Origin of the sequence: Bradyrhizobium erythrophlei, from assembly GCF_900142985.1 — a bacterium.
In the GTDB taxonomy this organism is placed as follows: domain Bacteria; phylum Pseudomonadota; class Alphaproteobacteria; order Rhizobiales; family Xanthobacteraceae; genus Bradyrhizobium; species Bradyrhizobium erythrophlei_B.
Window position 1 is genome coordinate 676,977 of sequence record NZ_LT670849.1, and the last position, 12,228, is coordinate 689,204.

At 63.2% G+C, this 12,228-nt stretch carries 8 protein-coding genes; 7 read left to right on the top strand and 1 reads right to left on the bottom strand.

The window, feature by feature from the left end:
• Positions 1-119 precede the first annotated feature (119 nt).
• The 6 genes from BUA38_RS02985 to BUA38_RS03010 all read left to right on the top strand — a co-directional run bounded on the left by BUA38_RS02985 (position 120) and on the right by BUA38_RS03010 (position 10,085).
• Positions 120-602, top strand: a complete 483-nt coding sequence (locus BUA38_RS02985; RefSeq protein ID WP_072816639.1) for a (2Fe-2S)-binding protein — start codon at positions 120-122, stop codon at positions 600-602.
• Positions 602-4,156: a molybdopterin cofactor-binding domain-containing protein gene (locus BUA38_RS02990; RefSeq protein ID WP_072816640.1), complete on the top strand. Its 3,555-nt coding sequence runs from the start codon at positions 602-604 to the stop codon at positions 4,154-4,156. The genes BUA38_RS02985 and BUA38_RS02990 overlap by 1 nt, the downstream gene beginning before the upstream one ends.
• A gap of 204 nt (positions 4,157-4,360) precedes the next feature.
• Positions 4,361-5,665 carry a nicotinate phosphoribosyltransferase gene (gene pncB / locus BUA38_RS02995; protein ID WP_072816641.1) on the top strand — a complete coding sequence of 435 codons (1,305 nt, stop codon included), beginning with the start codon at positions 4,361-4,363 and terminating at the stop codon, positions 5,663-5,665.
• A gap of 92 nt (positions 5,666-5,757) precedes the next feature.
• Complete coding sequence (locus BUA38_RS03000) at positions 5,758-7,053, top strand: O-acetylhomoserine aminocarboxypropyltransferase (protein ID WP_072816642.1); 1,296 nt, start codon at positions 5,758-5,760, stop codon at positions 7,051-7,053.
• 3 nt (positions 7,054-7,056) lie between these two features.
• Positions 7,057-7,839 (top strand): alpha/beta fold hydrolase, encoded by a 783-nt coding sequence (locus BUA38_RS03005; RefSeq protein WP_072816643.1) that lies wholly within the window; start codon positions 7,057-7,059, stop codon positions 7,837-7,839.
• 353 nt (positions 7,840-8,192) lie between these two features.
• On the top strand, positions 8,193-10,085 hold the full coding sequence (locus tag BUA38_RS03010; protein WP_156898367.1) for a putative bifunctional diguanylate cyclase/phosphodiesterase: 1,893 nt from the start codon (positions 8,193-8,195) through the stop codon (positions 10,083-10,085).
• A 14-nt stretch (positions 10,086-10,099) separates the two neighbouring features.
• Here the strand turns inward: BUA38_RS03010 and BUA38_RS03015 are convergent, their stop codons facing one another.
• Positions 10,100-11,122 (bottom strand): S1C family serine protease, encoded by a 1,023-nt coding sequence (locus tag BUA38_RS03015; protein ID WP_072816645.1) that lies wholly within the window; start codon positions 11,120-11,122, stop codon positions 10,100-10,102.
• 114 nt (positions 11,123-11,236) lie between these two features.
• Here BUA38_RS03015 and BUA38_RS03020 point away from each other — a divergent pair, with 114 nt between their 5' ends.
• Entirely contained in the window at positions 11,237-12,172 is a 936-nt protein-coding gene (locus BUA38_RS03020) for a GNAT family N-acetyltransferase (protein ID WP_072816646.1), read from the top strand.
• Positions 12,173-12,228 lie beyond the last annotated feature (56 nt).

Consider the following 12,228-nt stretch of genomic DNA (forward strand, 5'->3'; position numbering starts at 1 on the left):
AAACGATCTTGCTCGCCCCGCGAAAAGCTGTCAAGCGCGTTTAGGCGGCACGCTTGCACGTTTGTATGCAAACGTTATTCTCGAAAAGCCTTTAAACCTAGCGCGAAGATGCCGCACGCATGACGCAGAGTTCGATCCGCCTCAACGTCAACGGCCGGATCCATGAGGTCGGCGCGTCGCCCGATACCGCCCTGCTCTATGTGCTGCGCAACGATCTCGAACTGAACGGACCGAAGTACGGTTGCGGCCTCGGCGAATGTGGCACCTGCACGGTACTGATCGATGGTATCGCGGCGCGATCGTGCGCCATTCCGATCGAAGGCTGTGCCGGCCGCGAGATTCTCACGCTTGAAGGGCTCGGCAATCGCCACGCTCCCGATCCCGTGCAGGAAGCTTTCATCGCCGAGCAGGCCGCGCAATGCGGCTACTGTCTCAACGGCATGATCATGACCACAAAGGCGCTGTTGTTGCGCAACCCGCACCCGACCGAGCAGGAGGCGATGGAGGCGCTGCGCTACAACCTCTGCCGCTGCGGCGCGCATGTCGAGATCCTCCACGCGGTGATGCGCGCGGCGGGCGCCGTGGTCGAGGCACGCGATTGATGGGCGCATCAGATTCTTCCGGCAACAGCGAGCATCGCGCGGGGACGCTGGTCGTCGTGCGTCCCGCCGCAGCCAGCGCAGGCAATCCGTTCGAGACCTTCATCAAGATCACGGCTGACGGCTCGGTCACGGCTTTCAACGGCCATGTCGATCTCGGGACCGGGATTCGCACCGCGCTCGGACAGATCGTGGCCGAAGAACTGGATGTGTCCTTTGCGCGCGTCGTCGTGGTGCTCGGTGACACCTCGCGCGTGCCCAACCAGGGCGCGACGATTGCGAGCGAAACCATCCAGATTACCGCCGTGCCGCTGCGAAAGGCCGCAGCCCAGGCGCGGCAATTTCTGATCGCGCGCGGCGCGGAACGGCTCGAACTGCCCGTCGCGGAATTGACGATCGAGGACGGTCTGATCCGCGGGCACAACCGCTCGATCAGCTATGGCGAGTTGATCGGCGACGACAGCATCCGCCTCGAACTCGCCGACGACGTGACGGTCAAGCCCACCGGCGACTATCGCATTGTCGGCCAGTCGGTGCCTCGCGTCGATCTGCCGGCCAAGGCGACCGGCGAGCTCGTCTACGTCCACGACATCCGCGTGCCCGGCATGCTTCATGGCCGCGTGGTGCGGCCGCCTTACGGTGGCGTCGATGGCGGCGATTTCGTCGGCACGAGTTTGCTTGATGTCGACGAGTCCTCGGTGCGCGACATTCCCGGCTTCGTCGCAGTCGTGCGCATCGCCGATTTCGTCGGCGTGGTCGCCGAACGCGAGGAAAACGCGATTCGAGCGGCTTCGCAACTCAAGCTCACCTGGAAGAAGGTGCCGACGCTTTCCGATCTGAAAGACGTGGAGCAAGCGCTGCGCGCCAATCCGTCGACGCCGCGCACCCTGATCGACAAGGGCGATGTCGATGCGGCGCTCGGAAAGGCCACGAAGCCGATCGATCGCACCTATCTCTGGCCCTACCAGATGCACGCCTCGATCGGGCCGTCCTGCGCGGTGGCGGAGTTTCGCGACGATCAGGTGCGGGTCTGGTCGGGTACGCAAAACCCGCACGCGCTGCGCGGCGATCTCGCGCTCTTGCTGAAGCGCCCGGAATCCGAGATTGAGATCATCCGGATGGAAGCGGCCGGCTGCTATGGCCGGAACTGTGCCGACGACGTCTGCGCCGACGCCGTGTTGCTGTCGCGCGCGGTCGGACGGCCGGTTCGGGTGCAATTGACGCGCGAGCAGGAACACGTCTGGGAACCGAAGGGCACCGCACAGCTGATCGACGTCAAGGGGGGGCTAAACGCGGATGGCGGCATTGCCGGATACGATTTCGCCAGCCGTTACCCTTCCAATGGCGCGCCGACGCTGGCGCTGCTCCTGACCGGCGCGGTTTCATCGACGCCGCTGGTCTCGGAGATGGGCGACCGCACCGCGATCCCGCCCTACGACTACGACAATCTTCGCGTGGTGGCGCATGATATGCCGCCCATCATGCGGGCGGCCTGGTTTCGCGGCGTCTCGGCGCTGCCGAACAGCTTTGCGCATGAATCCTACATTGACGAACTCGCGCACGAAGCAGGGGTCGACCCGATCGAATATCGCCTGCGCTACCTCAAGGACCCCCGCGCGGTCGATCTCGTCAAGGCCGTTGCCGAGCGCGGCGAATGGAAGCCGCGTCCGGTGCGGCAGGAAAAATCAAGCGAAGACGACGTCGTGGAGGGTCGGGGCTTTGCCTATGCGCTTTACGTGCACAGCAAGTTTCCGGGCTATGGCTCGGCGTGGTCGGCGTGGATCGCCGACGTGGCCGTCAACAAGGCCACCGGCGATGTCAGCGTCACGCGCGTCATCGCAGGACAGGACTCCGGGTTGATGATCAATCCGGACGGCGTGCGCCACCAGATCGAAGGCAACGTCATCCAGTCGACCAGCCGCGCGCTGATGGAAGAAGTCGCGTTCAGCGGCCGGTCGGTCGCGAGCCGCGAATGGGGCGCCTACCCCATCATCAAATTCCCGCAGTTGCCCAAGATCGACGTCCTGATGCTGCCGCGCGACGATCAACCGCCGCTCGGCGTCGGCGAATCCGCATCCGTCCCGAGCGCGGCCGCGATCGCGAACGCGATCTTTGACGCCACTGGCGTGCGCTTGCGCGAACCGCCATTTACGCCGGAGCGCATTCTGGCTGAGCTTCGCGGCCAACAGGCCGGGCCCGCCCTCTCCGCACCGGCGAAGCCGACGAAAATAGATCTGAGCCGCTGGCCCAATCCGTTCGCAAAACGCCGTGGCGTGTTCGCCACCGCCGCCGCACTCCTCGCCGGCGGCGTCGGCATTGCCGCGGCGATGTTGCCCTTTCGATCGATCGCGCCGATCGAAAGGCCGGAGCGTTCCGTGTTTTCCGCCGCCACCATCGAACGCGGCCGGCAACTGGCGGCGCTCGGCGACTGCGCGACCTGCCACACCTCGGTCGATGGCGTGCTGTATGCCGGCGGACATGCCATCGAGACGCCGTTCGGCATTGTCTATGGCACCAACATCACGCCCGACGTGGAGACCGGGATCGGCAACTGGTCATATCCGGCCTTCGAGCGCGCCATGCGTGAAGGCATTCATCGCGACGGCCGGCAACTCTATCCGGCCTTTCCCTACACGCATTTTGCCAAATCAAGCGATGCGGACCTTCAGGCGCTCTACGCATATCTGATGGCGCAGACGCCGGTTGCCCGTGACAACCGTCCACACGCCCTCGCTTTTCCCTTCAATTGGCGCCCGTTACTCGCTGGCTGGAATGCGCTTTTTCATAACGCCGGCACCTTCACGGCCGACCCGGAAAAGTCGGCCGTCTGGAATCGTGGCGCCTATCTGGTCGAAGGCCTCGGCCATTGCGGGGCCTGCCATTCGCCCCGCAATGCGCTCGGCGCGGAAAAGGACAGCGCCTATCTCGCCGGCGGCTTTGCCGAGGGCTGGGAAGCCCCGCCCTTGACGTCGCTGTCACACGCGCCGATCCCCTGGACCGAGGACGAACTGTTCACCTATTTGCGGACCGGCTTCTCGCGCTTCCATGGCGTCGCCGCCGGTCCGATGACGCCGGTGGTGCAGGAGCTGAAGGCACTGCCGGATGACGACATCCGAGCCATGGCAATCTATCTCGCGTCCTTCAACGAAACCGCGACGGCCAAAACCGACCCCGAGGCGCTGGCTACCCAGCTCGAACGCGTGGCGGGCTCACGCATTGTCGCGGCATCGCCATTCGGGCAGCGCTTTTACGAGGGCGCTTGCGCGGTCTGTCACGCGGTCGGCGGGCCCCCATTGTTCGGCAGCCGGCCGTCGCTTGCGCTCAACAGCAACGTGCATGCCGCAACCCCCGACAACCTGATCCAGGTGGTGCTGCACGGCATCGCCAAACCCGTCTCCAGCGATCTCGGCTACATGCCGGCCTTCGGCGACCACCTGTCGGACGACCAGCTTGCCGAACTGGTTGGCTACCTGCGGCAGCAATTCGCACCGGAAAAGCCGGCCTGGACCGGGGTCAAGGACATCATCATGCGCATCCGGCAAGCCAAAGCCGGCTGAAACCCACTAGTGTTCCGGTTCTGACATTCGTACGCGATCGCGGCAGGTTCGTTTACGAATGTCAGAACCAAAGGAACACTAGCAAACTTATGATTCTATGCGGTTTTGGATTTGACATTCGCTATGAGAATTTGCGGTGCCGCTGAGGCGAATGTCAAATCCACCGCACTAGCTGAGGCCTCTCTAGCCCGCTAGACTTGACCCATGACCGTCAACGATATCGCAACGCGGACCTATAACCACGGCTTTCGGCTCGACCCGATCGTGCGCAGCCTGCTGGACACCGATTTCTACAAGCTTCTGATGGTGCAAATGATCCGGGATATGTACCCGGAGCAGCAGGTCACCTTTTCGGTCATCAATCGTTCGAAGCACGTCCGGCTCGCCGAAGTGATCGACGAAGCCGAATTGCGCGCCCAGCTCGACCACGCCCGTTCGATCCGCTTTTCCAAGAAGGAATTGATCTGGCTCGCCGGTAATACGTTCTACGGCAAGACCCAGATGTTCTCGCCCGACTTCATCAACTATCTCTCGACCTTCCGCCTCCCCGAATACGAGCTGAAGAAAGTCGATGGCCAGTACGAACTGAATTTCTACGGGCCGTGGACGCATACAACGATGTGGGAAATCCCCGCGCTCGCCATCCTCAATGAGCTGCGCTCGCGCCAGGTGATGAAGGGCCAGGGGCGCTTTGCGCTGGACGTGCTCTATGCGCGCGCCAAGGCCAAGCTCTGGACCAAGGTCGAACGCTTAAGGAAGCTCGACGGCTTGCGGCTGTCGGATTTCGGCACGCGCCGCCGCCACGGTTTTCTGTGGCAGCGCTGGTGCGTCGAGGCGGTCAAGGAAGGGCTGGGCCCGGCCTTTACCGGGACCTCCAACGTGCTGCTTGCGATGGATAGCGACCTGGAGGCCATCGGCACCAATGCGCATGAATTGCCGATGGTCGCCGCCGCTCTCGCCAAAGACGACAACGAATTGCGCTGGGCGCCCTATCGCATTCTCGATCAATGGCGTCACACCTATGGCGGCAATCTCCTGATCGCGCTGCCCGACGCCTTCGGCACCAAGGCTTTCCTGCGTGACGCGCCGGAATGGGTCGCCGACTGGACCGGCTTTCGTCCCGACAGCGCCCCGCCGATCCAGTCCGGCGAGGAAATCATCGCGTGGTGGAAGCAAAAGGGAAAAAATCCGAAGGAAAAGCTTCTGGTATTTTCCGACGCCATGGATGTTGAATCGATCGAGGAAGTCCACCGGCACTTTGCCGGCCGCGTGCGCGTCAGCTTCGGCTGGGGCACCAATCTGACGAACGATTTCGTCGGCTGCGCACCTAATGACTCGGTCAACCTCAATCCAATCTCGATCGTCTGCAAGGTGACCTCGGTCGACGGCCACCCGGCCGTGAAGCTGTCGGACAACCCGGAGAAAGCCACCGGCGCGCCGAGCGAAGTCGAGCGGTACCTGCGCGTGTTCGGCGATGCCGGCCGGGTTCGCACCGCCGTGCACGTCTAGAATTCCCCTCACCCGGATTGCGCATGCGCAATTCGACCTCTCCCCGCAGGCGGGAAGAGGTGAACAACAGAGATCATCAGGCGAGGAGCTCCATGCCCACCCCCAAGCCGCCTGCCTTCGAGACACTGAGCCTGCATGCCGGCCAGCGCGTCGACCCCGCGACCGGCGCGCGCGCGGTGCCGATCTATCAGACGACGTCCTACGTCTTCCAGGATTCCGATCACGCGGCGGCGCTGTTCAACCTCGAACGCGCCGGCCATATCTATACGCGGATTTCCAACCCGACGACGGCGGTACTGGAAGAACGTATCGCGGCACTGGAGGCCGGCGTCGGTGCGATCGCGACCGCCAGCGGCATGGCGGCGATGCACCTTGCCATCGCCACGCTGCTCAATGCCGGCGATCATGTCGTCGCATCAAGCTCGCTCTATGGCGGCACCATCAATCTGCTGGCACACACGCTGCCGCGCTTCGGCATCACCACGACCTTTGTAAAGCCACGCGCGCATGATGAATTCCGCGCGGCGATCCGGCCGAACACGCGGCTCGTCATCGGCGAGACCATCGGCAATCCCGGCCTTGAGGTGCTCGACATCCCGACCGTGGCGCAAATCGCGCATGACGCGAAAATTCCGCTTCTGATCGACAACACGTTCGCAACGCCATTTCTCAGCCGCCCGATCGAACTCGGCGCCGATATCGTCATGAACTCGGCGACCAAGTGGCTTGGCGGCCATGGCATTGCCATCGGCGGCGCTATCGTCGATGGCGGCCGGTTCGACTGGCATGCCTCGGGCAAGTTTCCGGTCCTGACCGAACCTTATGCCGGCTATCACGGCATCGTTTTCGACGAGCAGTTCGGCCAGGCCGCCTTCATCATGCGCGCCCGCACCGAAGGCCTGCGCGACTTCGGCGCGTGCCTGTCGCCGACCAATGCCTTCCAGCTCCTGCAAGGCATCGAGACGCTCGGCGTGCGCATGGAGCGGCACATGAGCAATACGCTTGGCGTGCTGGAATTCCTCAACTCGAACAAGGCCGTCGACTGGGTTTTGCATCCGGCGCTTGAAAGTCACCCCGATCATGCGCTCGCCAAAAAGCTGTTGCCGCGCGGCGCGGGTTCGATCGTCTCCTTCGGCATCAAGGGCGGCAGACCCGCCGGCAAGAAATTCATCGAGTCCCTCAAGCTGATCAGCCATCTCGCCAATGTCGGCGACGCCAAGACGCTGGTGATCCATCCCGCCTCTACCACGCATCAGCAGATGGATGCCGCGCAATTGAAGGCGGCCGGTATCGGCGAAGAGCTGGTGCGGCTATCGGTCGGCATCGAGGCGGCCGCCGACATCATCGACGATCTCGGCCAGGCGCTGCGCGCCTCGCAGAAGGTTTAAGTCATGCAGTTGTCGGTCAATGGCGTTGAGACGTTTGTGGCGACCGGTGGCAAGCCGTTCGACAAATCACTACCGACAGTGGTGCTGCTGCACGGTGCGGGCTTCGATCATTCGACCTGGGCGCTGCATAGCCGCTGGTTCGCCCATCACGGATTCTCCGTGCTGGCGCCCGACCTGCCCGGCCATGGCCGCTCTGCCGGCAAAGCGCTGGCGACCATCGCGGACATGGCGGACTGGACCGCCGCCTTGATCGACGCGGCCGGCGCGGCCAAAGCCAGATTGATCGGCCATTCCATGGGCTCGCTGATTGCGCTCGAGACCGCGGCACGCCATCCCGACAAGGTCGCAGGCTTAAGCCTGATCGGAACCGCCGCCGCCATGACGGTCGGGCCGGATCTGCTGAAGGCGGCCGAAGCCAATGACATCGCAGCGATCGACATGGTTTCGATCTGGGGACTGGGCTTCAAGGCCGAACTCGGCGGCAGCCTCGCGCCGGGACTGTGGATGCACCAGGGCGCCCAGCGCGTGCTGGAACGAACCGCGCCCGGCGTGCTCCATAGCGACCTTGCCGCCTGCAACGCCTATCAGAACGCGCTTGCCGCCGCGGCTCAGGTCAAGGTGCCGGCCGCCGTCATCCTCGGCGAGCGTGACATGATGACCCCGGCCAAGGCGGGCAAGACACTTGCCGCCGCAATACCCGGCGCCCGCACGATCGTGCTGCCGGGCGCGGGCCACATGATGATGGTCGAACAGCCGGACGAACTTCTGGCGGCGTTGCGGGTGTAGTCGTTTTCCTCATCCTGAGGAGGCGCACAGCGCCGTCTCGAAGGATGAGGCCCCGTTCGGTCTCATGGTTCTAGACGCGCGTGCCGCGCTCCTCACCATGAGGACCCTCGTTTACGCATCGTTATCGATGACTCGCAGCACGAAGCGCAGGCTCGATCGCAGTTAGCGATTGCTTTCGATCCTGAGAGATCGGAGCCGCGCGCACTGAAATAGGCGGCCTAAACCGTGCATTTGCGAGGAAAATCAGGCAGGTGCCGACAAAAGCGGCACTGCCGCTCTTAAGGTCGTTCTCACCTTTTTGTGGTTGTATCGCGGAAAATTTGCACGGTTCGGAAGCCGGCAAGACAACCACAGTGTCGCGCCAGACAGAAGATCAATCGCCCCGCGCCTTCGCATGGCGTCGCCGGTTCGCGCAGATGGTGGCGGCGATTCGTTACGACCTGTCGTGGCGTTTCACACGTCCGGGCGCGTTGAGGCAGCGCTTCGAGCAAGCGATCGCGAATCTGCCGCAGGGAATCTGCCTGTATGACGCAGATGACCGGCTTCACCTGGTCAACGAACAGTTCTGCCGGATTTACAATCAGCCGATGAGCCGGCTTCGCACCGGCATGAGGCTTTACGACGTGCTGGCCGACAGTTGCTCGCTCGGCAACTATCCCGGCCGCAGCCTCGATGATATCTATGCGGCACGCAAAGCCTTCATCGATCGCCGCGAGAAGGGAATATTTCTTCAGGAACTCGGCGATGGCCGGTTGATTGCCATACACCATCAACCGCTCGAAGACGGCGGCTGGGTCTGCACCTACGAAGACATCACCGAACGGCGAAAGGCCGAAGCCCAGGTCGAGTTTCTGGCGCATCATGACAGCCTGACCGAGCTGCCCAATCGACGCTTTTTCACCGATCGGCTCAATCAAGCGACGACGCGCGCGACGTCCGGCAATCGCTGCGCGTTGCTGTGTCTCGACCTCGATGGCTTCAAGGAGGTCAACGACCGGCTCGGACACGCCGCCGGCGATGTGCTCCTGAAGAACGTCGCCATGCGGTTGAAGGACGCCATTCGCTCAAGCGATACCTGCGCCAGGCTGGGCGGCGACGAATTTGCGATCCTGCTGCCGGATTCGTCGGCCGCTGACGCGCTTCGGGTCGCGAACGATCTGGCCTTTGTGCTTCGGCAGCCGTACTTTCTTGGCGCGTTCGGCTCTGCCGACGTGACTGCGAGCATTGGCATTGCGATGGCGCCGGACCACGCTGTTACGGCCGACGAGTTGATGCTGAAAGCCGACCGCGCACTCTATAAGTCCAAGAATGCAAGACAGAGCTTGCCGGTCGTGTTCGACGAAGCGCTGGATCTTTCACCGCAGATGGAAACATCCCGGCTGCAAAAGGCGTCGGCCAAAAAATCCAGCTCCGACGAGCTTCAGGAAATCGCAGATGACCTCAGGCTGGCGCTGAAGAACGGCGGCGAACTTTGCTTGCACTACCAACCGATCTGCGACGCTAGAAATGGCCGGCCGGTCGTTGTCGAGGCTCTCGCGCGCTGGCATAACCCGGTTCGAGGCCATGTCTCGCCGCTCGAATTCGTCAAGGCAGCGGAGCGGCACGGGCTGATCAACCAGTTGCTGAAATGGGCTCTCGCGTCAGCATGCCACGAAGCGGCGCACTGGGATGGCAACCTCAAAGTCAGCGTCAATTTATCGCCGCTCAACCTGGGTTTACCTGATCTGCTCAACTCGGTCGAGCAGGCCCTCGGGGACAGCGGTTTACCCGCGCGCAGGCTGGTGCTCGAACTGACGGAAGCGTCCGCCGTCGACCGGTCCAGCGATACATTGGAGCGGTTGCGCGAATTGTCCGCCATCGGCGTCGAGATCTGGCTCGACGATTTCGGTTCGGGATACGCGAATTTCGAATACCTTCGATACCTGCCGTGCCACGTCGTGAAGATCGACCGGAGTTTCCTCGCCGAATACGAAAAACGCCGCGAGCTGCTCGGTGGAATGATCGATCTCGCCCACGCCTGCGGCCTGAAGGTGGTCGCGGAAGGCGTGGAAACGGCAGAACATCTGAGCTTGTTGCAAAGCCTGGGCTGCGACCTGTTGCAAGGTTTCCTGCTGGCCAGGCCGTTACCTTCAGGCGAACTCCAGGCGGTTCTCCGCCGCGGTCTGCCTTATCACGAAAGCCGCTCGATCGTCCCCGGCACCAACTTCGCGGGTTCGAATCCGGCTAAAATATCGAGCGGCGCCTAAGGTTGCGGTGCGGTCTATCGCCCCGCCACCTTGCGCTCGACCGGGTGAATGTCGATTTCGCGCAGACGCCCGAGCCGCAGGATGTCCATCTTCAGCGTACGGTCGATCCGGTCGCGGTCGAGCACGCGGATCAGGTCGTCGACGCCATGGATGGTGACGCCGTCGAGCCTGATCACGACGTCGCCCGGCAAGATCCCGGCGCGCGACGCCGGACCGTCCGGCTCGATCTGCGCCAAAAGCGCGCCCATCTTGTTGTCGACGCCGGCGATCACCGCATGCCGCCGCGGCACCGGCACGGTCTGGCCGGATACGCCGATATAGGCGCGGCGGACATAGCCGTGGCGGATGATCTCCGACAGCACGAACTGCGCCGTGTTGCTCGCGACCGCAAAGCAGATGCCTTGCGCACCGCTGATGATGGCGGTGTTGATGCCGATGACCTCGCCGGCCGACGACACCAGCGGGCCGCCGGAATTACCGGGGTTGAGCGCCGCATCCGTCTGGATCACGTCCTCGATCGTCCGGCCGCTCACCGAGCGGATCGAGCGGCCCAACGCCGAAACCACGCCGGCCGTGACCGTCGATTCGAAACCGAGCGGATTGCCGATCGCCACCACAAGCTGGCCGCGGCGCAGATTCCTGGAATTGCCCAGCGAGGCATATTGTAAATCCCGCGCGCCGTCGGCGCGCAGCAGCGCCAGATCGGTATCGGGATCGACGCCGAGCACGCGGGCATCGGTGACGACGCCCTCGATATCCTGCAACCGGATATGTCGCGACGAGCCGACCACGTGACTATTCGTCAAAACCAGGCCGTCGGGCGAGATCACGATGCCCGAGCCAAGCCCGCCGCGCGACCGGGCGCCGGGCGTCCGGTCACCGGTCTCGACCCGGACCACCGCGGGCCCGACCCGCTCGGTCACGCCGATAACCGCGTTGGAATAGGCATCAAGCAAAAGCTGGTCGCCGTCGGGCGACGAGACCGGCGCGGCACTCGAATCGGGAGCCGTCGAGCCGTATTGGGTGAAATCCAGCATGGTCAAAATCCTTTGGGCAGTTGAAATGGGGGCTCGCCCCCGCCCTCGCAAGTACGGGGTTTTCGGCTAAGCTGCCGACGGGGACGCGGAAAACCCGCGTTAGGGACATTTTGGATGCTCGCGGTTTCGGAAGAACGTACCGTCGATTTTGAAAGCACGGCGCGCATCGCTACCGAAGCGTTCGGGTCGAAAGACGTCACCTTCTCGCCGTCACGGATGAAGTGGCTCTACGAGCGCGGCTTCGGCGAGGGAGCCGCGGTCGTGTCTGCCTTCGACGGCGAAAAGAAGGTCGGCCAGATCGTGCTGCTGCACCAGAAGGTCCATCTGGACGGCGCGCCGGTGAGCGCCACGCAGCTGATCGACCTCTTCGTTCTAAAAGCCTATCGTTCGCCGGGCGTGGTTCGACACCTCTACCAGGAAGCCGAACGGGTGTGCGAGGCCGGCCAGTTTCGCATCATCCTCGGTCTGCCGAATCCGATCTCTGCCCCGCTCAACGCCCGTTTCATGAAAGTGCGCCCCTTTTTGTCGTTGCCGGTGCGCATCGGCGTCAGTCTCGGCTGGCCGCGCGGTCGACGCCTGCTGTTTTCAATTCCCGTCAGGACGATGCCCAGGGACGAAGCGATCGAGCGCCTGACGCCCTTTGCGACGCCGGCCTCGGAAAACGGCCTGTACTGGGATGCCGAAACCCTGTTCGAGCGCATCAGCGATCCGACCTGCGCCTATGCGGTCCATGCGACGGCCGATCTGCTGCTGGTCTCGTCGTCGCGAAGAACGCGCGGGATCAGCCACGCGCTGCTATGCGGTTTCTTCGCGCGGCCCGGTGCTGTCATAGGTTCGGGCGATATCGCCACCTTGATCCGCGCCGCCTGCCGGGTCTGGAAGCATCAGGTATTTGTTTATGCGGGGATCAACAAGTGCCTGCCGCGGTTGCCGGGAATTGCAATACCGGGGCGGTATCGCCAGCCGATCCTGGTGCAGTTACGCGACACTCTGACCGAAACGTTCCCGCGCTTCGATCGCTTTCAACTGACCGATTCCGATTTCATCTGACGGCATAGCGTTTTCGAGCGAAGTGGGCACTGGTTCGCGTGAAAAAAACGCGTCAA

What these genes read in the sequence shown, in the direction of transcription:
- BUA38_RS02985 (WP_072816639.1), top strand. Translation starts at nt 120, where the DNA reads ATGACGCAGAGTTCGATCCGCCTCAACGTCAACGGCCGGATCCATGAG.
- BUA38_RS02990 (WP_072816640.1), top strand. Translation starts at nt 602, where the DNA reads ATGGGCGCATCAGATTCTTCCGGCAACAGCGAGCATCGCGCGGGGACG.
- BUA38_RS03020 (WP_072816646.1), top strand. Translation starts at nt 11,237, where the DNA reads ATGCTCGCGGTTTCGGAAGAACGTACCGTCGATTTTGAAAGCACGGCG.
- pncB (WP_072816641.1), top strand. Translation starts at nt 4,361, where the DNA reads ATGACCGTCAACGATATCGCAACGCGGACCTATAACCACGGCTTTCGG.
- BUA38_RS03000 (WP_072816642.1), top strand. Translation starts at nt 5,758, where the DNA reads ATGCCCACCCCCAAGCCGCCTGCCTTCGAGACACTGAGCCTGCATGCC.
- BUA38_RS03005 (WP_072816643.1), top strand. Translation starts at nt 7,057, where the DNA reads ATGCAGTTGTCGGTCAATGGCGTTGAGACGTTTGTGGCGACCGGTGGC.
- BUA38_RS03015 (WP_072816645.1), bottom strand. Translation starts at nt 11,122, where the DNA reads ATGCTGGATTTCACCCAATACGGCTCGACGGCTCCCGATTCGAGTGCC.